The sequence below is a fragment of the Streptococcus sp. GP0011 genome, assembly GCF_030546305.1.
In the GTDB taxonomy this organism is placed as follows: domain Bacteria; phylum Bacillota; class Bacilli; order Lactobacillales; family Streptococcaceae; genus Streptococcus.
Genome location: NZ_JAUONR010000010.1, coordinates 14,441 through 39,383 on the forward strand (window position 1 = coordinate 14,441; position 24,943 = coordinate 39,383).

The 24,943-nt window shown below is 44.0% G+C and carries 20 protein-coding genes and 1 pseudogene; 14 read left to right on the forward strand and 7 right to left on the reverse strand.

What is annotated here, in order from left to right:
• Positions 1 to 264: 264 nt before the first annotated feature.
• The 6 genes and pseudogenes from Q4443_RS09470 to Q4443_RS09495 all read right to left on the reverse strand — a co-directional run bounded on the left by Q4443_RS09470 (position 265) and on the right by Q4443_RS09495 (position 8,680).
• Entirely contained in the window at positions 265 to 6,171 is a 5,907-nt protein-coding gene (locus tag Q4443_RS09470; protein WP_303408314.1) for an alpha-L-fucosidase, read from the reverse strand.
• 341 nt (positions 6,172 to 6,512) lie between these two features.
• Positions 6,513 to 6,989 carry a glutathione peroxidase gene (locus Q4443_RS09475; protein ID WP_049519856.1) on the reverse strand — a complete coding sequence of 159 codons (477 nt, stop codon included), beginning with the start codon at positions 6,987 to 6,989 and terminating at the stop codon, positions 6,513 to 6,515.
• Positions 6,986 to 7,564 carry a DUF3278 domain-containing protein gene (locus Q4443_RS09480; protein ID WP_049519855.1) on the reverse strand — a complete coding sequence of 193 codons (579 nt, stop codon included), beginning with the start codon at positions 7,562 to 7,564 and terminating at the stop codon, positions 6,986 to 6,988. Before Q4443_RS09480 ends, Q4443_RS09475 begins: the two co-directional genes overlap by 4 nt.
• A 12-nt stretch (positions 7,565 to 7,576) precedes the next feature.
• A pseudogene (locus Q4443_RS09485) lies at positions 7,577 to 7,917 on the reverse strand (hypothetical protein).
• Between the two features lie 10 nt (positions 7,918 to 7,927).
• Entirely contained in the window at positions 7,928 to 8,470 is a 543-nt protein-coding gene (locus tag Q4443_RS09490) for a DUF3278 domain-containing protein (RefSeq protein WP_080978851.1), read from the reverse strand.
• 15 nt (positions 8,471 to 8,485) lie between these two features.
• Entirely contained in the window at positions 8,486 to 8,680 is a 195-nt protein-coding gene (locus Q4443_RS09495) for a helix-turn-helix transcriptional regulator (protein WP_001082470.1), read from the reverse strand.
• Positions 8,681 to 8,842: 162 nt separating this feature from the next.
• On the opposite strand from Q4443_RS09495, the gene rsmH reads away from it, so the two are divergent.
• Genes rsmH through mraY form a run of 4 tightly spaced genes read left to right on the forward strand, consistent with a single transcriptional unit; the run spans position 8,843 to position 13,362 of the window.
• The gene (rsmH, locus tag Q4443_RS09500; protein WP_049519854.1) at positions 8,843 to 9,793 is read left to right on the forward strand and encodes a 16S rRNA (cytosine(1402)-N(4))-methyltransferase RsmH; all 951 of its coding nucleotides are present in this window, start codon (positions 8,843 to 8,845) and stop codon (positions 9,791 to 9,793) included.
• A 10-nt stretch (positions 9,794 to 9,803) separates the two neighbouring features.
• Complete coding sequence (ftsL, locus tag Q4443_RS09505) at positions 9,804 to 10,121, forward strand: cell division protein FtsL (protein WP_049519852.1); 318 nt, start codon at positions 9,804 to 9,806, stop codon at positions 10,119 to 10,121.
• 3 nt (positions 10,122 to 10,124) lie between these two features.
• Positions 10,125 to 12,380, forward strand: coding sequence for a penicillin-binding protein PBP2X (pbp2X, locus tag Q4443_RS09510; RefSeq protein ID WP_049519851.1), 2,256 nt, complete (start codon positions 10,125 to 10,127; stop codon positions 12,378 to 12,380).
• 1 nt (position 12,381) lies between these two features.
• Positions 12,382 to 13,362, forward strand: coding sequence for a phospho-N-acetylmuramoyl-pentapeptide-transferase (gene mraY / locus Q4443_RS09515; RefSeq protein WP_303408315.1), 981 nt, complete (start codon positions 12,382 to 12,384; stop codon positions 13,360 to 13,362).
• Between the two features lie 69 nt (positions 13,363 to 13,431).
• On the opposite strand, the gene Q4443_RS09520 is transcribed toward mraY, so the two are convergent.
• A complete protein-coding gene (locus Q4443_RS09520; RefSeq protein ID WP_303408316.1) occupies positions 13,432 to 18,435 on the reverse strand; it encodes an SIALI-17 repeat-containing surface protein in 5,004 nt (1,667 codons plus the stop codon).
• A gap of 331 nt (positions 18,436 to 18,766) precedes the next feature.
• Here Q4443_RS09520 and Q4443_RS09525 point away from each other — a divergent pair, with 331 nt between their 5' ends.
• From Q4443_RS09525 to yidD, 10 genes are all read left to right on the forward strand, one after another.
• Positions 18,767 to 19,012 carry a YneF family protein gene (locus Q4443_RS09525; RefSeq protein ID WP_000364980.1) on the forward strand — a complete coding sequence of 82 codons (246 nt, stop codon included), beginning with the start codon at positions 18,767 to 18,769 and terminating at the stop codon, positions 19,010 to 19,012.
• A 205-nt stretch (positions 19,013 to 19,217) separates the two neighbouring features.
• The gene (racE, locus tag Q4443_RS09530; RefSeq protein WP_303408317.1) at positions 19,218 to 20,012 is read left to right on the forward strand and encodes a glutamate racemase; all 795 of its coding nucleotides are present in this window, start codon (positions 19,218 to 19,220) and stop codon (positions 20,010 to 20,012) included.
• Positions 20,009 to 20,980, forward strand: a complete 972-nt coding sequence (locus Q4443_RS09535; RefSeq protein ID WP_303408318.1) for a nucleoside-triphosphate diphosphatase — start codon at positions 20,009 to 20,011, stop codon at positions 20,978 to 20,980. The genes racE and Q4443_RS09535 overlap by 4 nt, the downstream gene beginning before the upstream one ends.
• Positions 20,956 to 21,477 (forward strand): metallophosphoesterase, encoded by a 522-nt coding sequence (locus tag Q4443_RS09540; protein ID WP_001118942.1) that lies wholly within the window; start codon positions 20,956 to 20,958, stop codon positions 21,475 to 21,477. The genes Q4443_RS09535 and Q4443_RS09540 overlap by 25 nt, the downstream gene beginning before the upstream one ends.
• Positions 21,474 to 21,935, forward strand: coding sequence for a cyclic-di-AMP-binding protein CbpB (cbpB, locus tag Q4443_RS09545; protein WP_303408319.1), 462 nt, complete (start codon positions 21,474 to 21,476; stop codon positions 21,933 to 21,935). Before Q4443_RS09540 ends, cbpB begins: the two co-directional genes overlap by 4 nt.
• Positions 21,932 to 22,666 carry a site-specific tyrosine recombinase XerD gene (gene xerD, locus Q4443_RS09550; protein ID WP_303408320.1) on the forward strand — a complete coding sequence of 245 codons (735 nt, stop codon included), beginning with the start codon at positions 21,932 to 21,934 and terminating at the stop codon, positions 22,664 to 22,666. The genes cbpB and xerD overlap by 4 nt, the downstream gene beginning before the upstream one ends.
• A complete protein-coding gene (locus Q4443_RS09555) occupies positions 22,666 to 23,394 on the forward strand; it encodes a segregation/condensation protein A (protein WP_303408321.1) in 729 nt (242 codons plus the stop codon). Before xerD ends, Q4443_RS09555 begins: the two co-directional genes overlap by 1 nt.
• Positions 23,395 to 23,412: 18 nt before the next feature.
• Positions 23,413 to 23,982: an SMC-Scp complex subunit ScpB gene (scpB, locus tag Q4443_RS09560; protein ID WP_000105288.1), complete on the forward strand. Its 570-nt coding sequence runs from the start codon at positions 23,413 to 23,415 to the stop codon at positions 23,980 to 23,982.
• Positions 23,969 to 24,691 (forward strand): pseudouridine synthase, encoded by a 723-nt coding sequence (locus tag Q4443_RS09565; RefSeq protein WP_001222228.1) that lies wholly within the window; start codon positions 23,969 to 23,971, stop codon positions 24,689 to 24,691. The genes scpB and Q4443_RS09565 overlap by 14 nt, the downstream gene beginning before the upstream one ends.
• Positions 24,691 to 24,933: a membrane protein insertion efficiency factor YidD gene (gene yidD, locus Q4443_RS09570; RefSeq protein ID WP_049519850.1), complete on the forward strand. Its 243-nt coding sequence runs from the start codon at positions 24,691 to 24,693 to the stop codon at positions 24,931 to 24,933. The genes Q4443_RS09565 and yidD overlap by 1 nt, the downstream gene beginning before the upstream one ends.
• The last annotated feature ends 10 nt before the right edge of the window (positions 24,934 to 24,943 follow it).

Here is a 24,943-nt window from a genome sequence, read left to right on the forward strand (position 1 = left end):
TGTGGAGTTTTTGCAGAAACTTATGATGGTAGTTCTGATGAGATAAGACAAGGGCCACTCTTTTTTAGATGAGCGTTTATTTGAAAACGTGGTTGGATTTGAGAACAGCTATCTTCAATGATCATCTTACTTTATAGAGTCATACCAAAACATCCATGTACATTTGTGGATGTTTTTTAATTTTACAGATAGAAAAAGAGAAGACCAAATGGTCTTCTCAACGGGGGAACTGAGTCATTAGAAAGAATCAATCAAAGAGGGTTATTAGTCTTTGAAATTCTTTTGGAAAATGAGGAGAGACAAGATAGAAGTAATGGCTGCCAAGAAGAGGAAGGCAGTTGCTTCTTGTTCCCCAGTTGCAGGGAGTAGTCTTTCCTTGTCTTCTTTGATTGTAGCTGTAACAGGAGCTTTTTCATCTTTTGCTGATGAATTATCTGTTACGGCTGGCGCAGGTTTTTCAGTCTCTCTTGGTAGAACATACTCAGGAAGAGTCACAACTGGTGGCGCTTCTGTTCCAACTGAGCTTTGTTTGCTACCTACCTCAATCACTCGATCTTGAGCTGGAGTTGCTTCTGTTTGGAGAATCTTGCGATTGTCACCGTCCACTTCAACATACTCGACTAAGAGACCGTCTTTTCCTTCTGATAGAACTTGCTCTTTTCCTTTGTCTAATTGTGGGTTTTCGCGACGAATAGTCTTGAATGGTACGACCTTATTGACGATTTCCAAGCTTGGAAGTGTAAAGACAAGGTCTTTAACCCCTTCCTCAGGACTTGAAGAAGTAATTGGTTTCTCAGGTTGCGCTGGAGTTTCCGGTTGAGTCGGATTTTCAGGCTGAGCAGGTTTTTCAGGTTGAGCCGGTTTTTCAGGTTGCGCTGGAGTTTCCGGTTGAGCCGGTTTTTCAGGTTGCGCTGGAGTTTCCGGTTGAGTCGGCTTTTCAGGCTGAGCCGGTTTTTCCGATTGCGCTGGAGTTTCCGGTTGAGTTGGTTGTTCCGGTTGAGCTGGCTTTTCAGGCTGAGCCGGAGTTTCCGGTTGAGTTGGTTTTTCAGGCTGAGCTGGTTTCTCAGGTTGAGCAGGTTTCTCAGGCTGAGCCGGTTTCTCAGGTTGAGTCGGATTTTCAGGCTGAACTGGTTTTTCAGGTTCAGCAGGTTTCTCAGGCTGAGCCGCTTCGAGTTTGTTGATTTGTTCGAGAGCAGTTTCTAGCGCTTTATTGACTGCTTCCTGAGTTTTAGCTTCTTGGATGGCAGCAATGGCTTGGTCAGCAATTGCTAATAATTTCTTCTTAGCTTCCTTGTTGGATCCAAGCTCAGCGACTTTTTTCTCGATAGCTTTTGCCAAGCTGTCCATAGCCTTATCGTACTCAATTTCCGGTTGTTTTGGTTCAGCTGGTTGATCAGGTTTAGAAGGTTCTTCAGGCTGTTCCGGTTGCTCTGGACTAGGTTCCTCTTGGCCTCTTTGATAGTTCTCATCCTTGGATAGGATATCTTGTAGGGCACTGACTGTCAACATGACATCCTGAACATCCACTGCATCAGCACTGAGTTGGTTTCTCAATTTTTCTAGATTTGCTTGGAAAGCTTGGCGTGCAGTGGCCGTATTTTTCAAGCCTGCTGGGTCAAAGTTGGACAGATCGTCTTTCCATTTAGAGATAGACTGGATGATATCTGCCTTGCTGTAGAGTTCGCTACCTTCGCCACGAGTGATGAATTGGTCTACCTGAATACCGATATTTTGAGACAGATCGTTTCGATCAGGATCTAGTTGAAGTGTGACTGCGTGCAAGTTTTCGTCCAGACCTTTTAGGCTAACCAGAGTTTGATTGCCTTGGCGTTGAGCTGCACGACCGCTAAAGTATTTCTTACCATCAATAGTTGAAGCATTTCCCATTCCATCTTGGTAAGGAACTTCTTTGCCATCTAAGAAGACTTTGTAGATACCATGATTTGGATCGACATAGCCCTTGATATCAAGACCAGTACCGTAGAAGTAAGCTGTTACGGTTGTCTTTTTCTTTTGCTCATCAGTTAAGCGACCAAAGGAAGCCCAAGACTCTGTCTTTTGGTACTTATCTGCGGAATTGGTTTCATGGTGCCAGCCAGGACTGTAATCCAACTGACTAGCTTGGTCATCATAGCTTGTTTGATCCTTGATTAGCAATTCAGCTTTCATCACTTGGATGGTTGCATCGGTAGCAAAACCGAGCAAGGCACCATCAGAAACAGAAGTGAGCTTGGCTTTAAAGTCAAAGATAGAGTCGGCTTGTTCTGTAAAGTCAATCGTTGGGATGGTAACAGTCTTTTCTGTTTCTCCATCTTCAAAAGTCACATCTTGAGTTGTATCTTGGTAAACTTTACCGTGAACCCCAGTTCCAGGTTCTGTGATGAAGCGCACAGTAGCAGCCCCCTTGCTTCCACCAACACGTTTAATTTTAACAGTGACTGGTTTTCCTTTTTCGACTTCGTAGTTGGTAGACTCGAGTTCAAACATTCCCTTGCTATCATTGTTTAGGGTATAGATTCCTTCTGTAGCAATTGGTTCACCTGTTTTATTAACGAGGGTAATGGTGTGTTGACCAGGTGCTAAATCATCTGTTTCAAAGACTTTTTGGCTACGTTTACGGCTAGCATTCTTAGTTTGGACATCGGTAACCTTTTGACCATCAACGTAGACGGACATTTCTCCATGACCTGGATCGACCGTAGAGACGACATAGGCCTTGGTTCCTGTGAAGGTATAGCTTACTTTGGCATCTTTTTGATTGGTCCACATAGAAGTGCCACGAACACCTTCAGATTCATTGTACCAAGTTGTTCCAGCTGTATCTGCCGTTGTGTTTGAGTGGTATTCAAGTCCAAGAGGGTAGCCATCTGTCTTTTCAATGCTGCTTGGTGTCTTGTAGACTGAGAAGTTGGTCAAGATTGGAGTTGCTTGAGCACCGGTGATGGTCACACGGATTTTTTGTGCCTCTACAGGCTTGCCTTGAACCAAGCGACGGTAACCAACGGTCGAACCTTCACCGTATGTCACCCAACGTCCGTTGATTTCGACTTCAATCTTGAAACCAGAGATACGTTGGCCTTTGGCGATATCTTCCTTGAGTTCAACAACATCAAAACGCCTCTTTTGTCCTAAATCAACTGTAAAGCTACCGGTTGTGGCATCATTTGAGAGCGCCCAGCTAGTATCATCTTTACCGTCTGTCAGGTGACTTTCTTTGTAGAGGTGGTTCTGACGGGTAGAACTTGCTGTTACAGTTGCCCCTTTGGCAAAATCAGTCGCATACATTTGGTCTAGAGTTGCCTTGAACTCCTTCAAGCGAGCCACATCCGCATCTGCAAATTTTCCTTCTTTATTTGGTGGAATGTTGAGAAGGAGTGGGGTTCCACGACCAACAGACTTGAAGTAGATATCCATCAACTCTTTGAGTGATTTCGGCTGTTGATTGTCATGATAGAACCAGCCCGAACGGATCGAAACGTCAGCTTCCCCTACAGAGTACATATCACCATCTGGGTCACCATGGTTGAGGTATTCATTTTTCACATCGTCTGTGATGTTGGCACGTTTGACTTTATGCCAGACAGGGTCACCTGCGATACCTCGTTCATTTCCGATCCAGCGAACGCTTGTCGGCTGAGCAGAGAAGATGGCGATATCTCCTTCGGCTTCTTTGATGTATTTGAACCATTCATCAAAGGTATAGGTTACTTTTTGGGCACCGCTACCACGTGCACCGTCCATCCAAACTTCGATAAATTTGCCTTTATTTCCGTATTTCGGATTACCAAGGATTTCTTTCAGCTGGTTGAGATAGTATTGGTTGTATTCTTTTTCGGTTGCGACATGGTATTTAGGATGGTTGGCATCCCATGGGGATAGGTAAACACCCATGTTCATGTCGTACTTGCTAGCAGACTTGGAAACTTCTTCGAGAAGGTCACCCTTACCATCTTTCCATGGGCTAGCAGCTACGGTATGGTTGGTGTACTTAGATGGATAAGCAACGAAACCGTCGTGGTGTTTAACAACCATAATGGTCCGTTTGAAGCCAGTTTCCTTCAGGGTGCGAATCCATTGGTCTGTATCCAAGTTGGTTGGATTGAAGTATCGAGGGTCTTCTTTTCCATTTCCCCATTCAGAATTGGTATAAGTGTTCATTCCGTAGTGGATGAAGGCTGCCAATTCTTCCTTGTGGTAATCGAGTTGGGCCTTGCTTGGAAGAGGTCCATGGTTGCCAATCTCAGTTTCTTTATCTTCTGGATGAGCAACTGGAGGAGTCGGAGTTGTTGGATTGGCTGTATCAGCGATTGGTTCGTATTCAAAGACGACCTCATTCACCCCTTTTTGCTGGATAGTTGCTTCCAAGCTAGCCTTAACTGGACGGTAGCCAGTAATGTCTTTTGCATGGAAGGTGTTGACAAAGGAAACCTCATATTCTTGGCCTTCATTGTTATCAACTGTTGCCTCAGCTAGTTCAGTACTTGTTCCTTTTTGACGGTAGTAAACTTTAAAAGAGCCTTTGTTGACTCTATAGACAACCTTGATGACACGTGTACCGGCAGGCGCTTTGCTGACAACATTGTGATCTTCAGCCCAAGTATCTTTTAGTTGTTTATTGACTGCTACGCCATCAATGGATACAATTTCGTACTTGTCTTTATTTTTTTGATAGAAGTCCGTTTTCTCGATTTCTTTTTTGAAATTGTAATCAAATGGAGAATCAACAGCTGTCTGTTCGATAAAGGTATCATTATCTTTGACAGGATTTCCTTCCTCGTCTTCGTGTTGGATAAGGACACGACCGTATTCAACTCCCTTGGTCAAAGTAGCAATCCCATCTTGGTTGAAGGAATATTCGTTGCTTCCGATAACAGCTGTTTCGTTCCGAAGCATACGCCCCTCATCGGTAAAGTAGTAACGATTTCCGTTATCTCCTTGGTACCACCCTTTCACACCATATTTGGCAATCATATCTTTAACCCATTTCAGTTGTTCAGGTGAAAGGACGAGTCCGCCACCAAAGCGATCCTTTTCAGGGACACCATTGTCAACGGTTCCGTGTTGGTGAACACCGAGAACTTTTCCTTGGCTATCGACAATCCCACCACCAGACAAACCAGATACAGAAGTGGTTTTGTAGGTGATACCAGTCGTTCCCTTATCATCATAGGACTCAACAGATCGGATGGTCCCATCTGCCTTGTAAAGCTGACCAGCTAGGATAGGTTGTTTCAGTTCTTTTGAGCTCGAGTCAGTTGGGTAGCCAATCGTACTGATGGCTTCTCCCGGCTGATGCGTCTTGTAATCCGCTAAAGGTGCAAAGGTTGCTGCTTTGTTTGGACTGGCAATCGGAAGAGGAATAGGAGCTTCTACAAGAGCAAGGTCGTTCTTATAGCCTTTTCCAAACTCTTTCTTGTTCCAGAAATGGATATCTTTTTCTCTGAATAAAACCGTAGTTCCAGAAGATGGCAGTGAATTTTTCTTTTCGCTGTTTGAACCAACGTTATAGTAGAACTGGGCAGATTTTCCACCACGAATGTGACCCTCGCCAGTTTCTTTATTGGCCTCTAAGAAGTTATGAGCAACGGTAAGGATCAGGTTAGGTGCTACGAAGATACCTGAGCCTGAAACGAGGTAGCGTTGTTCCCCTGCATTGTAAGTGCTGTAAACCATAGTGGCAGCAGTAGCAGGTTGTCCCTCGTAGTTGATGTGTTTGAGGTCTTGTCCACCGTTAATGATGGCACGGTTTCCGTTCTCAGTTTCTTTTGGAGCTTCTTCCTTGTCCTTTAGAATGCTCTTAGTTTCTACTTTTGGACTAGCTTTCTGGTCAACGATAGTAGTCGTATCGAGTTCTTTGACAGGTGTGTCGGGATAGGCACGGTCCTGAATGTCTTCAGGGAGCAAGTCAGCACTGTTGGTATCGGCAGCAGGTGTTTCTTGTTTTTCAGCTTCTACACGACCTTCTTCTTTGACTGGTTCAGTCTTGGTCTCTTCTATATCTGCGACTTGTTTCATTTGCTGATCTAAATTGGATGTCGTGGCAGGAGACGTTTCGTCTGCACGCACGGTTCCAGAAGCAAAAAATGCCAGTCCCACGATAACAGACGCCACACCTACAGTCAACTTCCGAATGCTAAATGTTTGCCCTTTTTCAAAAAGGTATCGATTCATAATATACTCCTAGTTTTTAGAAAGGCAGTCAGCTACTGCCCAAGCCCAAGTCTGACTTGGTTACAACTTGATTTAATGAAAAACTCTCTGATAATTTGTAAGCCACCTTACCTCCTGTTTATAAAGCGCTTTCATTTTAAGATAAAAAAATTTAAAAGGTCATTTCTCCCTTAAAATGACTGAAAACTTTTAATATAACAAATATACTAAATTAATGAAAGAATTGCAATAGCAAAAAGCAAAAAAATAAATATAAATTAAAGAAAATCAGTTACTTTTTAAAGAAAAAACGCATCCTTTCAGGGCTCAAACTAAATGAAAGGATACGTTTTAAAAAGAAATTAAAGTATTTTTTGAAGAGACTCTTGGATGGTTTGGGGGTCTGTTTTAGAAGAGAAGCGCTCAAGGACTTGCCCATCTCGACCAATGAGAAACTTAGCAAAATTCCATTCGATTCGTTTTCCTAGCGGGCCAGCTTTCTGGTCTTTTAACCAAAGGTAGAGAGGATCTGCTTCCTTACCATTGACCTTGACTTTGGCAAAGCGAGGGAAAGTGGTCTGATAGTGTAGGTTGCAGAAGCTATTGATTTCCTCTGCGCTGCCGGGTGCTTGTCCCATAAACTGATTGCAAGGGAAATCTAGGATTTCAAAGCCCTTATCTTGATAGCGTTCATAGAGTTCTTGAAGTCCCTGGTACTGGGGCGTTAAACCACATCCGGTAGCAGTGTTGACAATCAAGAGAACCTTGCCACGATAGCTCTCCAGGGGAGTTGCTTGGTTGTTTTGGTTCAAAACGGAAAAATCATATACACTGGTCATTTTTCTATATTCTCCTTATGCATTCCTGATTCAGAGTGTTTCATCTCGTGTTCCGATAAAAAGGCGTAGGTCATGCTTCCAAAGATGGCACCAATTCCCAAACCCAAGACTAGTAAAGGGAGCATTTTATCGAACTGGGAGAGATTGTCCAAAAAGATATCAAGGGGAAGATGCTGAACAAAGAGTTTATGAAAGATTAGTAAGAGAAAGAGAATAAGCTGAATGCTGAGGAATACACCCCAACTACGAACTTTGATTTGGCTTTTGCTGTAGCTTTTGTGATGGATTTCGGACGGGTCATCCTTGTCCAAATGTAAGTTGCGAACTGCTAGTCTAGCCCTAGATGAGAGGACGAAGATAAGTCCAAAATAGAGGTAGGGCATGGCATCTCGAACCAACTCTATGAAGCGTCCAAATAGGAGATAGAACAAGAAGAGTAGGAGGGAGGAGTATACGATTTGGATCAAGGCACGGGCACAAGCCTTGTAAATCATCTCTTGACGGCATTCATCAAAAGGCCCTTGTATGTGAAAGAATAGTTTGAGTAAGCGAGTGGTGAAATCTTCTTTTTTCATGGGAGTGATCTCCTAAATGAGCGATTTTTGATTGACTTCTTTAAAGAGTTGATAGAGAGTATAGAAGTAAACCAAACTAAAAATGATACAGATTATTAGAAATACCAGGTATCTCCAATCCATAGGATTTGTTAAAAGTTGTGGAAAGGATACGAGGATAAAACAGAGAGATGCGTTTAGAAGACGTATTTTTTTGATTGGATTTTCTGGAATCTCTGTCCCTTGTTCAATACAGGAAGGAATAAAAGAAAGATAATCAAGAAAGGATGCTCAATATGTCCAGAAAGTAGGAAAAAGGTAACAAAGATACTGATAAAAACATGACTGATCAGTAGTCTAGCTAGTGATTTCATAAGGTACCTCCTAGTCGTCTTCTTGGTTTTTCTTGGCCTTTTGAATGCGAAGAGAGACGATAATTTGCATCATCAGTCCAAAAAAGAACGCTCCCAGTATAGTTTTTAAAATATGTTTTGAATTCAGAAGAGAACTGATGAAATTTGGATTTTCACTGGTTAGGGTATCGATGAGTGGCATTATAAAAAATATCGCTATGCCGTAGATCAGACCGGCTTTTAGACCCGGAAAATGTAGCTTTTTACTTTCTTTTTGACTCAGCATTTCGGGATCAATAGCTGTGATGCCCGTTTTCTTGGTTTGAGAGACCACATAGAGGGCAACCATCATCGAAATGCCAAACACCACGAGAGGATAGCCGATAGCGACAATTTGCGGGTATTTATAGGCAAGAACGAGCGGGATAAGATTGCCAAATGTCATCAGATAAAAGAGGACAATAAAGACCTGATTCCCGATACGATCGGCCTCGCGCCGTTTGTGTTCGTCAAGGGGACCAGAAATACCGTATATGCGTTTGATGAGTTTTTCAGTGAGAGTTTCTTTTTTCATTTGTTTGCTCCTTTTTTAAAAATCGTCTTCCCAAAAGAGGCTATTGAGGTCAGTTTGGAGGCTGCGGGCGAGGTTGAGACAGAGTTCCAGGGTTGGATTGTACTTGTCGTTTTCAATCATGTTGATGGTCTGTCTCGAGACACCGATATCTTTGGCGAGCTCGAGCTGGGAAATGCCCAGTTCCTTGCGGAATTCTTTGACACGATTCATAGGGGCTCCTTTCTGATATGTCGTATATATTTGACCATATTATATTCTTTTGGAGATGAGGTGTCAAGTATATATGACATTTTTTTGAGAATTTTTTTCGAAGAAACTTAGCCTTGTCTGACAAGTGCAAGCTGCTCGGATTTGTGGTAAAATAGATAAGATATGACAAAAGAATTTCATCATGTAACGGTCTTGCTTCATGAAACGGTTGATATGCTTGACGTAAAACCTGACGGTATCTACGTTGATGCGACTTTGGGTGGAGCAGGCCATAGCGAATATTTATTAAGTAAATTGAGCGAAAAAGGGCATCTCTATGCCTTTGACCAGGACCAGAATGCCATTGACAACGCGCATAAACGGTTGGCACCCTATATCGAAAAAGGGATGGTAACCTTTATCAAGGATAACTTCCGTCATTTGCAGGCACGTTTGCAGGAGGCTGGTGTCCAGGAAATTGATGGAATTTGTTATGACTTAGGGGTGTCCAGTCCTCAGCTGGATCAGCGTGAACGTGGTTTTTCTTATAAAAAGGATGCGCCACTGGATATGCGGATGAATCAGGAAGCTAGTCTGACGGCCTATGAGGTGGTCAATCATTATGACTATCATGACTTGGTTCGGATCTTTTTCAAGTATGGTGAGGATAAGTTTTCTAAACAGATAGCTCGTAAGATTGAGCAAGCGCGTGAGGTGAAACCCATTGAGACAACGACGGAGTTGGCAGAGATTATCAAGTCGGCCAAGCCTGCCAAGGAGCTCAAGAAAAAGGGACACCCTGCCAAGCAGATTTTTCAGGCTATCCGAATCGAAGTCAATGATGAGCTGGGCGCTGCAGATGAATCTATCCAGCAGGCCATGGACATGCTGGCTCTGGATGGTAGAATCTCGATCATTACCTTCCATTCGCTGGAAGACCGCTTGACCAAGCAATTATTCAAGGAAGCTTCAACAGTGGAAGTTCCCAAAGGCTTGCCCTTCATTCCAGATGACCTTAAGCCCAAGATGGAATTGGTATCCCGTAAGCCAATCTTGCCAAGTGCTGAAGAGCTAGAAGCCAACAATCGTTCGCATTCAGCCAAGTTGCGCGTGGCTAGAAAAATTCACAAGTAAGAGGAAAAACATGGCAGAAAGAATCGAAAAAACAAGCCAGTTATTGCAAACGAAGTTCAAAGGTTTTTCACGTGTGGAAAAGGCCTTCTATGTTTCGATTGCTGCAACAATGATTATCCTGGCAATTAGCGTTGTGTTTATGCAGACCAAGCTATTACAAGTTCAGAATGAATTGACCAAGGTCAATGCTCAAATCGAAGAAAAGAAAACCGAGCTAGATGATGCCAAGCAAGAGGTCAATGAATTGATTCGTTCAGAACGTTTGAAAGAGATTGCAGACTCTAAAGATTTGCAGCTGAATAACGAAAATATCCGAGCAGCGGAGTAAGAAATGAAACAGTGGAAAGAAAAAATCATCCGTTATGCCGTTCGTAACCGTAAATCTCCAGAAGAAAATCGCCGAAGAGTAGGGAAAAGCCTGAGTTTATTGGCTGTCATACTCTTCGCTGTCTTTTTGGTCAACTTTGCGGTCATCATCGGAACGGGTAAAAAATTTGGTAAGGACTTGGTTCAAGAAGCCAACAAGGTTCACCAAACAACCAAGACGATTCCTGCAAAACGGGGAACCATCTACGATCGTAATGGAACGCCTATTGCAGAGGATGCGACTTCGTATAATATCTATGCCGTTATTGACAAGACCTACAAGTCAGCAACAGGCAAAATTCTCTATGTAGAGGATTCTCAATTTAATAAGGTAGCTGAAATTTTCCATAAGTATCTGGATATGGAGGAGTCCTATGTCAAAGAACAGCTTTCTCAACCAGATCTGAAACAGGTATCTTTTGGTACCAAGGGAAATGGGATCACCTATGCCAATATGATGGCCATTAAAAATGACCTCAAAACTGCTGGTGTTGAGGGAGTTGACTTTACAACTAGCCCTAACCGTAGTTATCCCAATGGACAGTTTGCTTCATCCTTTATCGGTTTAGCGCAACTCCATGAAAATGAGGATGGTACCAAACGTTTGATTGGGACATCTGGGTTGGAGAGTTCTTTAAATAACATTCTGGCGGGTACAGATGGGATTATCACCTATGAGAAGGATCGTCTGGGAAATATTGTTCCGGGTACGGAGCAGGCTTCCCAACACATGGTAGACGGAAAGGATGTTTACACAACCCTTTCTAGTCCTTTGCAATCCTTTATGGAAACGCAGATGGATGCCTTCCAAGAAAAGGTAAAAGGCAAGTATATGACGGCTACCTTGGTCAGCTCTAAGACAGGGGAAATCCTCGCTACAACCCAACGACCGACCTTCAATGCCGATACCAAGGATGGTATTACGAAAGACTTTGTCTGGCGAGATATTCTTTATCAAAGTAACTACGAGCCAGGATCAACCATGAAGGTAATGATGTTGGCTTCAGCCATTGATAACAATACCTTCCCTGGTGGTGAATACTTTAACAGTAGTGAATTGAAAATAGCTGACGCGACCATTCGAGACTGGGACGTCAATGAAGGTTTGACTAGTGGTGGCACCATGACCTTCTCTCAAGGGTTTGCCCACTCAAGTAATATCGGGATGACCTTGCTTGAGCAAAAGATGGGGGATGCAACCTGGCTGGACTACCTCAACCGTTTTAAGTTTGGGGTACCGACCCGTTTTGGTCTGGCAGATGAGTACACAGGTCAATTGCCTGCTGACAACATTGTCAATATCGCCATGAGTTCATTTGGACAAGGGATTTCTGTTACCCAGACCCAGATGCTTCGTGCTTTTACAGCTATTGCCAACGATGGGGTTATGTTGGAGCCGAAATTTATCAGTGCCCTCTATGATCCAAATGACCAGTCTGTTCGTAAGTCTCAAAAGGAAATTGTCGGAAATCCTGTGTCAAAAACAGCAGCGTCCTCTACTCGGGAGCACATGGTCATGGTCGGAACAGATCCTGTCTACGGTACCATGTACAACCACAGTACAGGAAAACCAAATGTCAATGTTCCAGGTCAGAATGTAGCCCTCAAGTCTGGTACAGCCGAAATCGCTGACGAGAAAAATGGAGGCTACTTGGTTGGTTCTACCAACAACATTTTCTCAGTTGTGGCTATGAACCCTGCCGAAAATCCTGATTTTATCTTGTATGTAACGGTTCAACAGCCTGAACATTATTCAGGTATCCAATTGGGAGAATTTGCCAACCCAATCTTGGAGCGGGCTTCAGCTATGAAAGAATCCCTCAATCTTCAGTCAACTGCCAAGAGCTTAGATCAGGTCAGCAAGACGACAAGCTATGCTATGCCAGCTACCAAGGACTTTACGCCGGGTGACCTAGCAGAAGAATTGCGTCGCAACCTGGTCCAACCAATTGTTATCGGAACAGGAACCAAGATTAAGGATCTCTCGGTTTCTGAAGGAGATAATTTGGAAGCCAATCAGCAGATTTTGATCCTGTCAGATAAGGTCGAAGAAATGCCTGATATGTACGGCTGGACAGATGAAAATGTGCAAACATTTGCTAAATGGCTGAATATAGAAGTCGAGTGGGAAGGTAGCGGTAAGACAGTCAAGAAACAAAGTGTCCGTGCCAATACAGCCCTCAAAGACCTTAAAAAAATGAAAGTAACATTAGGAGATTAAGATGATTAGTTCCATTAGTGCTGGAATTCTAGCCTTTCTATTGACCTTGATTGGCATTCCAGCCTTTATCCGATTTTATCGAAAAGCGCAGATTACAGGTCAGCAGATGCACGAGGATGTCAAGCAACACCAAGCTAAAGCTGGGACTCCAACCATGGGAGGTCTTGTTTTCCTTATCGTTGCAGTAGTCGTGAGCTTTCTGGTTGCTCTCTTTACCCAACAATTGACCAATAATGTAGGCATGATTTTGTTTATCTTGGTGTTGTATGGTTTGGTAGGTTTTCTGGATGACTTCCTCAAGGTCTTTCGTAAGATCAACGAAGGTTTGAATCCTAAGCAAAAGCTTGCTCTCCAGCTCCTTGGAGGAGTGATCTTCTACCTCTTTTATGAGTGTGGTGGCGACATGCTTTCAGTTTTTGGCTACCAAGTTCATCTGGGAATTTTCTATATCTTCTTTGCCCTTTTCTGGCTAGTTGGCTTTTCAAATGCGGTGAATCTGACTGACGGGATCGACGGACTAGCAAGTATTTCCGTAGTGATTAGCTTGTCAGCTTACGGTGTGATTGCTTATATGCAAAATCAACTGGATATTCTTCTTGTGATTCTTGCCATGATTGGTGGTTTGCTAGGCTTCTTCGTCTTTAACCACAAACCTGCCAAGGTCTTTATGGGAGATGTGGGAAGTTTGGCTCTTGGTGGGATGCTGGCAGCTATTTCTATGGCTCTTCATCAAGAATGGACCCTTTTGCTGATTGGGATTATCTATGTCTTTGAGACAAGCTCTGTTATGATGCAGGTCACCTACTTCAAACTTAGTGGTGGGAAGCGTATTTTCCGTATGACGCCTGTCCATCACCATTTCGAGCTTGGAGGATTCTCAGGCAAGGGCAATCCTTGGAGCGAGTGGAAGGTTGACTTCTTCTTTTGGGGAGTTGGGCTTCTAGCAAGTCTCTTGACCTTAGCCTTTTTATACCTACTGTAAAACTAACTTTTGATGACAAAATAAAACAGGATGAAGGTGATCTTCATCCTGTTTTTGTGTGTTTAAAGGTTAGTTGGAGTCATCCTTTCTCCCTTTTAACATAAAAGTGGCTGTAAGGGCTAGGCTGAGTCCTGCTAAGAAGAGGAGTGGGTTGGACACTTCTCCTGTTGCTGGAAGTTCTTCTTTAGGAGAATGATTTCCAGCTTTAGCAAGGCTCGGACTAGCTGGAAATTGTTCAGCCTCGTGTGCTGAGGTTTCTGCATCTGAAGTACTTGGTTTTTCCTCTGTGTTAGAGCTTGTTCCAGTTGCTTGATAGACGACAGCATAGGTACTGAAATGATTAGTGATGAATTCTACCTTTCCGTCTCGAACGGTGAAATCAAGGGCTTGCAACTCCTTGGTCGGAGTAATATAGTAGACCTTTTCTACGTTAGCTGAAATAGGCAAGCGAACCAAGACAGAGCCTTTTGGCTGTACGCTATGATCTGTTGGATTTTTAAGTTGTAGGTCGTAAGCATCATAGGTCTTGCCAAAGAGTTCTTGAGCTAGGACACGTCGGCTAGAGATATGAGAAATTCCTTCTAAGTCAGTGACTCCACCAATGATTTCCACTCCAGTTTCCTTATCTTTCAAGACTTGAACTGGATAGTCAGGAAGGCTATGGGTCGGAGCGACCTGATCTCCACTGGTTCCGATAGGTTTGGTGTATTCAGGTTTTTCAACAGTAGGAGCTTCCTCTTGTCCTGCCGTTCCGATAGGGTCAGTGTATTCAGGAATTGTCACTGTAGGCGGTTCCTCTTGCCCTGCCGTTCCGATAGGGTTGGTGTATTCCGGAATTTCAACAGTAGGAGCTGGTTCGTCTCCCTTACTTGTAGTTGGCTGGCTCTCGTCAACCTTCTTCTCATCTTTTTTAGTAAAGACAGCTACGATCGGGCTACTTGTGGTAGTTCCTTGAATGGCATAAGCTTCAATTGCTTTTCCAGTTTGTCGATCAGTAGCTTCAGGGATTGGGATTTGAACTTGATTGTCTTGGATTGATAGGATAGTCTGATCTCCACTGGTAACCAGATGCGTTTCATCCACCTTACGCAAAACTAGAGGATCTTTGACACCTGGGAAGGTCACTGCGATGGCTTCCCAATCTCCAGCTGGTAGGCTTAAGGAAATGGTTTTGTCATTTTCCTTAAGAGGCGCGATGCTAGGGCTATCTAGACCAACAGCAGGGGCTTTGATGATATCAAAGGAGTCTAAAGAGATTTTCTTGCGACCTTCTGGCGAATCTGGGTCAACTTGTAATGTCAGGGTGTGCGGGCCGTCAGTAAGGTTTGTAAATTCGCCAATAAAAGCTCTCTTTTCGGTTGCACCTGAAGTGTAGAAGTCTAGACTTGGCATTTCTTTGCCATCTAGTGTAACACGTGCTCGTCCAAGGGCAAGGCTCTTCAAGCCATAAATACGAATGCCCGTCCCTGTAAAGGAAATAGTTGCCTGAGCTTCTGAAGCTGTACTAGAGTCGCTGTTGTTAATATCAGCGTATTTTTCCGTACCTCCGTAGAGTTCAGGGTCAGACCAGTCCTTAAACTGGGCACCATACTGGATGCGCGAATCGCGATCATCTATTTTTTCAATCGTATTGCCTGTTCCTGCTAGGATCTTGAAGTAGTCTAATGAAATTTTCGAGCGCTCACTACCACGTCCTTTGTGCTCACGTTTAACACTAAGAGTCAATGTGTGAGGTCCGTCAGATAGTCCTGCGAAGCGACCAATGAGACTACCTTTTTCAGTTGCTCCAGCAGTATGGAAGTCAAGCTCCCCGACTTCTTTGCCATCAATTTTAGCAGTGGCAAGACCTAGTTCAGACGATTTCAGTCCATAGATTTCGATACCAACGCCAGTGAAAGGAATGGTAGCAGTGAGATCTTCGTCTGTGTAGTCTCCTTTTGAAAGGTCAGCAAATTTCTCTGTTCCTCCAAATAATTCTGAGTCTGCCCAGTTTCCAAAGGCAGCTCCGTACTGGATGCGGCTATCTCGGTCGTCCATCAACTCGCTATAGGTTTCGACAGTGGCCTGTTCAGACACTTGTGTGGAAAGCTCGCCCAGCATAGCCTTTACAGTATAAGTATAGGCATGTTGAGGATTGAGTGATCGGTCGATAAAGTGGGTTTGATTGGTTACAAATTCTCTGGTCGCAGAAGTTTGGCCAGATGCGTCTTTCACTTGTCTTTGGATGACATAGTGGGTAGCGCCTTCTACTTGGTTAAAGGTGAGTTCAGCAGTGACTCCATTTTGTCGAACTGCTGTTAGACTGGTTACACGACCAGGGAAGTGTTCAAAGGTAATGACGTCACCTTTTTGTGTTGCCAGTTGGATGCGATTGTTTTTGAGGATCGTTGCCTTGACTGGTTTGCCATTGACCTTGATTTGGCTGGCTTCGATATTTGGATAGTCTACAATTAGGTCTCCACCGACATTTGAAAGGAAGGACAAGCTTTGCAGGTTTTTATCTTTCCACTTCATGCTAACTTCAAAGTTTCCTCGAGCAACCAAGCCAGAAACCTGACCGTCTTTCCAGGCATCTGGAAGGGCTGGTAATGGTGCAATATAGCCTGTATGAGATTGGAGGAGCATTTCTGCCATCCCACTAGTTGCTCCGAAGTTGCCATCGATTTGGAAAGGCGCGTGCGTATCCCAAAGGTTTTCTAGAGTTGAGTACTTGAGCTGTTCAGCGAGTAAGCGATGGGCACGGTTACCGTCCAGCAGACGAGCCCAGAGGTTGATTTTATTGGCTTTAGACCAACCAGTCCCACCATCTCCACGGTGATTGAGGGTTGCACGCGCAGCTTCTAGGTATTCAGCCTGATCCTTGCTAAAGAGCGTACCTGGGAAGAGACCAACTAGATGGGAAACGTGACGGTGGTGATTTTCAATCCCTTCATTTGTGAATTGCGGACTGTCCTCCTCGTACCATTCCTTAATGCGTCTCTCTTTGTTGATGTAAAGTGGTTTCAGTTTGTCAAATTTAGCCTTGACCTCTGTGACTAAGTCTTTGTCGACATTCAGATGGTTGGCGACTTCCATGTAGTCGTGGAATAGCTGCCAGACTAGCGATTGGTCAAAGGTATTTCCGATGGTGATGGTCCCGTGTTCTGGTGAGTAGGATGGAGAAGATACCCAACGGTCACTGGCCTTGTCATAGTGCAAGAAGGAGTTCCAGAACTTAGCGGTTTCCTTGAGCATTGGGTAAATCTTTTCTTTGAGATAGGTTTCATCCTTGGTGAATTTATAATAGTCATAGACGTTCTGCATCATCCAAGCATTAGCAGCTGGAGACCAACCCCAATAGTAATTCCAGCCTGGAGTAGTCCAGCCAAATGGTGTCGCCTGGGTGTGGACCAGCCAACCATTTTCTTGGCCGTCTTTGGATTCGATACCTGCGTATTCCTTGGCAGCGATACGGCCATAATAGCGCATGTCGTCAATGTAATTAATCATTGGCTTGGCTGTTTCAGCTAGATTGCTCATATAGGCAGGCCAGTAGTTCATTTGCAAATTGACATTGAGGTGGTAGTCAGCATTCCAAGGTGGATTGTCTACAGCATTCCAGACTCCTTGTAGGTTGGCAGGAAGAGCATCTGTCCGATCACGAGACGAACTGATGAGTAAATAACGTCCGTATTGGAAGAAGAGTTCTTCCAATTTTTGCCCTTTTTCTGGGTTATAGCCTTGAAGGGCCTCTTTCGTCGTTTGAGCAGTCTTGTTTCCGCCTAGGTTTATTTTAACGCGGTTAAAGAGACTTTGATAGTCCTTGATATGGGCCTTTTTAAGTGTCTCGTAGTCTTTGGCCTTAGCAGCTTCTACAATCCCTTTAACTGTTTTTTCGAGGTCAATGTCTTTTCGATAGTTGGCTTTTGGATTCTGAGCAAAGTTGGTCTTGGCACTGAGATAGAGGGTCGCATAACTTGCGCCTGTAACGGTTAGTGTCTCGTCCTGAACAGTCACCTTTCCGTCTGTTTTAATTCCTAGATAGGATGCAAATTTGAGGCCGTTATCTTTGACAGTTCCCTTTAGAAGGATTCCATTTGCATCTGTAGTGACATGACCATTCTTATAGTTGGAATATTCCCAAGAGTAGTTGCCATTAGCAAGCAAGTCTTCTGTCAAGCTGTTCCAAAGGGTAAAGTCAAGTGTCTTGTTTCCTTTTTTGGTCAAGTGGGTCACAGTGACATCATCAGGATAGCTGGAGAAGGTTTCGCGTTTGAAGGTGGTCCCATCTTGGGTGTAAGAAGTGGTCGTAGTGGCTTCAGTGATATCCAAACCGCGATGATAATCAGTTACAGTATCTAACCCTTTTTTCTGGTTATTGAAGACCATGAAGATATCACCAAAGGCTAGGTAACGTCCATACTGGGCGTTGTTTGGTCCAACTAGATTTTGTTCAGCGAGCTGTTTTGCTTTTTGGCGGTCGCCAGCTTCGAGGGCTTTACGTATCTCTGCTAAGACCTTGTAGCGATCCTTGTAGTTTCCTCCGTTATAGTCGGTGCTATCGGGTTGTGGTCCTCCTGACCAGAGGGTCTTTTCGTTGTACTGGATTCTCTCTTCCCCAATGAGTCCGAAAACCTTGGCTCCCATCTCTCCATTTCCGACAGGGAGGGCTTGCTTTTCCCATCCGTCATAGGAGGGAGCTGTTGGCTGATTGTAGTTGAGTTGATAGTTTTCTTGTTTTGTCACAGGCTGGTCTGCTTTTTCAGGTTCCTTATTTTCTTTAGCTTCTACAATGGCTTCTTCACTAGCTTGACTATTTGTCTTCTGATTCTCCTCAGCTGGCCTGCTTTCGGAAACTACTGGACTCTCGGCTAGAGACGGTTTTGTAGTTTCAGTCGCTTCAGCTGCTTTGGGTTCACTATCAGGCTTAGTGATAGCTTCGACAGAGGTTGATTCAGTTTGCTTGACCTCAACACTGTCTGCAGCTACAGTATGGTTGACTAGAAAAACAGCCCCTAGTAAAACAGAAGCAGTCCCAACCGTCAGCTTTCGGATGCTATAGCGACAGGATTTCTCCCAAAAGTGTTTTTTCATAAAACCCTCCTTCGTTTATTAGAAACCGCTTACATTTTATAAAGCAGTTTCGTTTATTTTGTTTCTATTTATCTCCTTACCTCCCATTCTACTGGTCATCTAGCATTTGTCAAGAGGTTTTTGGTGAAAAACATATTTGATATTGCTTTTTCTTAAAATAGTAGAAGAAAGAGAGGAAAGGGTGGAATTATTCGTAATTTCATAGTTCAATCTGATTGTAAGACTAGCTTAGAATTGGCTTAACCCCCTCTTGAAAGCGTAAAACAAACTAGTCAGGAAAGTCACTTTATGGTATAATATAGAAGACTCAAAAAGAAACAGGAGAAAAAGAATGGATTTACTTTTAGCAATTATCTTGATTGTGCTAGCTTTTCTAGGAGGAGCTCTTGGAGGTATGTACTTGGTTCGTAAGCAAATTGAAAAAGAATTTGCGGACAACCCACGTTTGAATGCTGAGGCAGTTCGTGCTCTTTTGAGCGCAAATGGTCAAAAACCAAGCGAGGCCAAGGTACAACAAGTTTACCACCAAATCATCCGCCAACAAAAAGCAGCCCTTGCTAACAATAAAAAGAAATAAATAGGAAAAGTCTGGGATGAAAGTTCCAGACTTCTCACTATGTTCAATAGTTCTCAAGGATAAGACTTTTTCCTTGCATTCTATTGATATTTGATTATGATTAAAAGAGAGGCAGTTGCCATTCTATCAAGCTGTCGGTTAGTTCCTTCAGGACAAGGAATCATAATGAACTATCAATCAGAAAAAAGACTAGAAAGAAGACTGTATGGATAATCGACCAATTGGTTTTTTGGATTCAGGTGTCGGGGGCTTGACTGTTGTTCGTGAGCTCATGCGCCAGCTTCCCCATGAAGAAATCGTCTATATTGGAGATTCGGCACGGGCGCCCTATGGCCCCCGTCCTGCTGAGCAAATTCGTGAATATACTTGGCAGTTGGTCAACTTTCTCTTGACCAAGGATGTCAAGATGATTGTCATTGCTTGTAATACTGCGACTGCGGTCGTCTGGGAAGAAATCAAGGCCCAACTAGACATTCCCGTTCTAGGTGTGATTTTGCCAGGAGCTTCGGCAGCTATTAAGTCCAGTCAAGGCGGGAAAATCGGAGTGATTGGAACACCCATGACGGTCCAATCAGACATCTATCGTCAAAAAATCCATGATCTGGATCCAGACTTACAGGTGGAAAGTTTGGCCTGTCCCAAGTTTGCCCCCTTGGTCGAGTCTGGTGCCCTGTCAACCAGTGTCACCAAGAAAGTAGTTTATGAAACCCTGCGTCCCTTGGTAGGCAAGGTGGATAGCTTGATTCTGGGTTGTACCCATTACCCACTCCTTCGCCCTATCATCCAGAATGTCATGGGACCAAAGGTTCAGCTCATCGATAGTGGGGCTGAGTGTGTACGAGATATCTCAGTCTTACTCAATTATTTTGAAATCAATCGTAGCCGAGATGCGGGGCCTCTTCAACATCGTTTTTACACAACAGCCAGCAGCCAAAGTTTTGCCCAGATTGGGGAAGAATGGCTGGAAAAAGAGATTCATGTGGAGCATGTAACATTATGACAAACAAAATTTATGAATACAAGGACGACCGGGACTGGTATGTCGGTGTCTGGGATGTCTATGGAGGCATCTATAGCCTTATCAAAGATCCGCTTGAGCTTGATTTTATGGATTTGGCGCGGATTTTTCGTGATGAGGAAAATGGCTTTCCGATTACGATAACGGTGATGCGCTGGTCTTCTAACTTTCGTCTGCTCTCCTTTATCGTTGAGATTTTAAATGCCGAAGCAGGTCGAAACTTAGAAGTCATCCAACGTCAGGGAGCTCTGCTCTTGGTTGAAAATGGAAAGCTTTTGCATGTTGAATTGCCTAAAGAAGGAGTCGATGTAGAAGCCTTCTTTGAAACTAGCAAGGTTAGAGAAACTCTGCTCATTGCGACTCGTAACGAAGGCAAGACCAAGGAATTCCGAGCTATCTTTGACAAGTTAGGCTACGATGTGGAAAATCTCAATGATTACCCTGATCTACCTGAAGTAGCTGAAACAGGCATGACCTTTGAAGAAAATGCCCGCCTGAAAGCAGAAACCATTTCCCAATTAACAGGCAAGATGGTTTTAGCAGATGATTCTGGTCTCAAAGTTGATGTCCTTGGTGGCTTGCCAGGTGTCTGGTCAGCGCGTTTTGCAGGTGTGGGGGCTACTGATCGTGAAAACAATGCTAAACTCCTGCACGAATTGGCCATGGTCTTTGACCTTAAGGACCGTTCAGCCCAGTTCCACACGACCTTGGTTGTAGCCAGTCCAAACAAGGAAAGCTTGGTTGTTGAAGCTGACTGGCCAGGTTATATCAACTTTGAACCCAAGGGTGAAAATGGATTTGGCTATGATCCCCTCTTCCTTGTAGGGGAGACAGGAAAATCATCAGCTGAGTTAACCCTTGAAGAAAAAAATAGCCAATCCCACCGTGCCTTAGCCGTTAAGAAACTTTTGGAGGTATTTCCATCATGGCAAAGCAAACCATCATTGTAATGAGTGACTCTCATGGCGATAGCTTGATTGTGGAAGAAATCCGTGACCGCTATCTGGGTAAAGTTGATGCCATTTTTCACGATGGTGACTCAGAACTCCGTCCAGACTCTCCGCTCTGGGAAGGCATCCATGTCGTCAAAGGAAATATGGACTTTTATGCTGGCTACCCAGAACGTTTGGTGACTCAACTTGGTCCGACCAAGATTATCCAGACTCACGGACATTTATTTGATATCAATTTCAACTTTCAAAAGTTGGACTACTGGGCTCAGGAAGAAGATGCCGACATCTGTCTCTATGGTCATTTGCATGTGCCAAGTGCTTGGATGGAAGGCAAAACACTCTTTTTAAATCCAGGCTCCATCAGCCAACCACGAGGGACTATCAGAGAATGTCTCTATGCTCGAGTGGAGATTGATGACAGCTATTTCAAAGTAGACTTTTTGACACGTGATCATGAGATTTATCCAGGCTTGTCCAAGGAGTTCGCTCGATGATTGCCAAGGAATTTGAAGCATTTTTACTGGAGCAGGAAGAAACTTTTCTTACCCCTGCTGAGAATCTAGCAGCTTTGATTGATACCCATAATGCTGACCATGCGATTTTGGTGTTGAGTCAAATCACCTATACCCGTATCCCTGTTGTGACCTTTGACAAACGCTTTGTCGGAACCATTGGTCTGAGAGATATTTTGGCTTATCAAATGGAGCAAGGTTTGACAGATGAACAGATGGCAACGACAGATATCGTCAATATAACCAAGACGGATGTGGCAGTGGTCGCTCCAGACTATAACATCACAGAGGTCCTCCATAAACTGGTGGATGAACCCTTCTTGCCAGTGGTAGATGATGAAGGGATTTTTCAAGGAATCATCACGCGCAAGTCCATCCTCAAGGCAGTTAATGCCCTCTTGCATGACTTTAGTAAGGAATATGAGATTCGATGCAAATGAGAGATAGGATTTCAGACTTTTTAGAGAGAAAGCAGGGCTTGTCTACTAATTCAAAGCAATCTTATAAGTATGATCTGGAGCAATTTTTAGACATTGTAGGTGAGCGGATCTCTGAGACTAGTCTCAAGATTTACCAAGCCCAACTAGCCAATCTAAAAATCAGCGCCCAGAAACGGAAACTTTCAGCCTGTAACCAATTTCTCTACTTTCTCTATCGAAAAGGAGAAGTGGACAGCTTTTATCGTTTGGAATTAACCAAACAAGCTGAAAAGAAGACTGAAAAGTCAGAACGGTTAGACCTAGAGTCTTTTTGGCAGGAAAGTGACTATCCAGAGGGGCGCTTGCTAGCGCTCTTAATCCTAGAAATGGGACTCTTGCCAAGTGAGATTTTATCCCTTAAGGTTGTAGATATCAATCTGGATTTTCAGGTGCTGCGAATTAACAAGGCTTCCCAACAGAGGATTGTCACTATTCCCACGACCTTGATTCCAGAGCTAGAACCCTTGATGGGGCAGACCTATCTCTTTGAAAGGGGGGGGAAAGCCTATTCTCGTCAGTGGGCCTTTCGACAGCTAGAGTCCTTTGTCAAGGAGAAAGGTTTCCCAGAACTATCAGCCCAAGCCCTACGGGAACAGTTCATTCTAAGACAGATAGAAAACAAGGTCGATTTGTACGAAATTGCAAAAAAATTAGGATTAAAAACAGTCCTGACCTTAGAAAAATATAGATAATGGATATTAAATTAAAAGATTTTGAAGGGCCCCTGGACCTGCTCTTGCACTTGGTTTCTAGGTACCAGATGGATATCTACGATGTGCCCATTACGGAAGTTATTGAACAGTATCTAGCCTATGTCTCAACCTTGCAGGCCATGCGTCTGGAAGTAACGGGCGAGTATATGGTTATGGCCAGTCAGCTCATGCTGATCAAGAGCCGCAAGCTCTTGCCAAAGGTAGCAGAAGTGACAGACTTAGAGGATGACCTGGAACAAGACCTTCTCTCTCAAATCGAAGAATACCGCAAGTTCAAGCTCTTGGGTGAGCACTTGGAGGCTAAGCACCAAGATCGGGCCCAGTACTATTCCAAAGCGCCAACAGAGTTGATCTACGAAGATGCGGAGCTTGTGCATGACAAGACGACCATTGACCTCTTTTTGGCTTTTTCAAATATCCTAGCCAAGAAAAAAGAGGAATTTGCTCAGAATCATACAACTATCTTGCGAGATGAATATAAGATTGAGGACATGATGGTCATCGTAAAAGAGTCCTTGACTGGACGAGACCAGTTGCGCTTGCAGGATTTGTTCAAGGAAGCCCAGAATGTCCAAGAGGTTATTACCCTCTTTTTGGCGACCCTAGAGTTAATCAAAACCCAGGAACTGATCCTCGTGCAAGAGGAGAGTTTCGGAGATATCTATCTCATGGAAAAGAAGGAAGAAAATCAAGAGGCACAAAGCTAGACTTGATAGAGAGGAAAGATGAGTACTTTAGCAGAAATAGAAGCGCTCTTGTTTGTAGCAGGTGAAGATGGGATTCGAGTCCGTCAGTTGGCTGAACTCCTATCGCTTCCCCCGACAGGCATCCAGCAGAGTTTAGAAAAATTAGCCCAGAAGTATGAAAAAGACCAAGAGTCGAGCTTGTCCCTGATCGAGACAGGTGGTGCATACAGATTGGTCACCAAGCCTCAATTTGCAGCGATTTTGAAGGAATACTCCAAGGCACCCATCAACCAAAGTTTGTCTCGGGCTGCTCTTGAGACCTTGTCCATCATTGCTTACAAGCAACCCATCACGCGGATAGAAATTGATGCTATTCGTGGGGTTAATTCGAGTGGAGCCTTGGCAAAGTTGCAGGCCTTTGACTTGATACGAGAAGATGGAAAAAAAGAAGTGTTGGGTCGTCCCAATCTCTATGTGACTACGGATTATTTCCTAGATTACATGGGAATTAACCATTTGGAAGAACTGCCAGTGATTGATGAGCTTGAGATTCAAGCCCAAGAAAGCCAATTATTTGGTGAAAGGATAGAAGAAGATGAGAATCAATAAATATATTGCCCACGCAGGTGTGGCCAGTAGGAGAAAAGCAGAAGAGTTGATCAAGCAAGGTTTGGTGACAGTTAACGGCCAAGTGGTGCGTGAACTCGCAACGACCATCAAGTCTGGTGACAAGGTCGAAGTGGAAGGTCAGCCCATCTACAACGAAGAAAAGGTCTACTATCTGCTTAACAAACCACGTGGAGTGATTTCCAGTGTGACAGATGACAAGGGCCGCAAGACTGTTGTCGACCTCTTGCCCAATGTCAAGGAGCGCATTTACCCGGTTGGACGTTTGGACTGGGATACATCAGGTGTCTTGATTTTGACCAATGATGGGGACTTTACAGATGAGATGATTCACCCCCGTAATGAGATTGACAAGGTCTATGTCGCGCGTGTTAAAGGTGTGGCTAATAAGGACAATCTCCGCCCCTTGACCCGCGGTCTTGAGATTGATGGCAAGAAAACCAAGCCAGCTGTTTATGAAATTCTCAAAGTGGATCCAGTCAAAAACCGCTCTGTGGTACAGTTGACTATCCATGAAGGGCGTAACCATCAGGTTAAAAAGATGTTTGAAGCCGTCGGTCTGCAAGTGGATAAACTGTCTCGGACACGTTTCGGACACCTAGACTTGACAGGTCTTCGTCCAGGAGAATCCCGTCGCCTTAATAAAAAAGAAATCAGCCAACTACACACTATGGCTGTAACCAAGAAATAATGAAACGCATCTTAATAGCGCCAGTACGCTTTTACCAACGTTTTATCTCACCGGCCTTTCCACCCTCTTGTCGCTTTGAGCCGACTTGTTCTAACTACATGATTCAGGCTATTGAAAAACATGGCTTCAAGGGTGTTTTGATGGGCCTGGCTCGGATTTTACGTTGTCATCCTTGGTCGAAAACAGGTAAGGACCCCGTCCCAGACCACTTTTGCCTCAGACGAAATCAAGAAAAAAAATAACCCAACATCA

Bases quoted from the DNA above. Each gene is read 5' to 3' on its own strand.
- xerD (WP_303408320.1), top strand. From the start codon at position 21,932: ATGAGAGATAGGATTTCAGACTTTTTAGAGAGAAAGCAGGGCTTGTCT.
- rsmH (WP_049519854.1), top strand. From the start codon at position 8,843: ATGACAAAAGAATTTCATCATGTAACGGTCTTGCTTCATGAAACGGTT.
- Q4443_RS09475 (WP_049519856.1), bottom strand. From the start codon at position 6,989: ATGACCAGTGTATATGATTTTTCCGTTTTGAACCAAAACAACCAAGCA.
- Q4443_RS09555 (WP_303408321.1), top strand. From the start codon at position 22,666: ATGGATATTAAATTAAAAGATTTTGAAGGGCCCCTGGACCTGCTCTTG.
- Q4443_RS09495 (WP_001082470.1), bottom strand. From the start codon at position 8,680: ATGAATCGTGTCAAAGAATTCCGCAAGGAACTGGGCATTTCCCAGCTC.
- Q4443_RS09480 (WP_049519855.1), bottom strand. From the start codon at position 7,564: ATGAAAAAAGAAGATTTCACCACTCGCTTACTCAAACTATTCTTTCAC.
- Q4443_RS09490 (WP_080978851.1), bottom strand. From the start codon at position 8,470: ATGAAAAAAGAAACTCTCACTGAAAAACTCATCAAACGCATATACGGT.
- Q4443_RS09520 (WP_303408316.1), bottom strand. From the start codon at position 18,435: ATGAAAAAACACTTTTGGGAGAAATCCTGTCGCTATAGCATCCGAAAG.
- scpB (WP_000105288.1), top strand. From the start codon at position 23,413: ATGAGTACTTTAGCAGAAATAGAAGCGCTCTTGTTTGTAGCAGGTGAA.
- Q4443_RS09565 (WP_001222228.1), top strand. From the start codon at position 23,969: ATGAGAATCAATAAATATATTGCCCACGCAGGTGTGGCCAGTAGGAGA.
- pbp2X (WP_049519851.1), top strand. From the start codon at position 10,125: ATGAAACAGTGGAAAGAAAAAATCATCCGTTATGCCGTTCGTAACCGT.
- Q4443_RS09540 (WP_001118942.1), top strand. From the start codon at position 20,956: ATGGCAAAGCAAACCATCATTGTAATGAGTGACTCTCATGGCGATAGC.
- ftsL (WP_049519852.1), top strand. From the start codon at position 9,804: ATGGCAGAAAGAATCGAAAAAACAAGCCAGTTATTGCAAACGAAGTTC.
- yidD (WP_049519850.1), top strand. From the start codon at position 24,691: ATGAAACGCATCTTAATAGCGCCAGTACGCTTTTACCAACGTTTTATC.
- mraY (WP_303408315.1), top strand. From the start codon at position 12,382: ATGATTAGTTCCATTAGTGCTGGAATTCTAGCCTTTCTATTGACCTTG.
- Q4443_RS09535 (WP_303408318.1), top strand. From the start codon at position 20,009: ATGACAAACAAAATTTATGAATACAAGGACGACCGGGACTGGTATGTC.
- cbpB (WP_303408319.1), top strand. From the start codon at position 21,474: ATGATTGCCAAGGAATTTGAAGCATTTTTACTGGAGCAGGAAGAAACT.
- Q4443_RS09470 (WP_303408314.1), bottom strand. From the start codon at position 6,171: ATGAATCGATACCTTTTTGAAAAAGGGCAAACATTTAGCATTCGGAAG.
- Q4443_RS09525 (WP_000364980.1), top strand. From the start codon at position 18,767: ATGGATTTACTTTTAGCAATTATCTTGATTGTGCTAGCTTTTCTAGGA.
- racE (WP_303408317.1), top strand. From the start codon at position 19,218: ATGGATAATCGACCAATTGGTTTTTTGGATTCAGGTGTCGGGGGCTTG.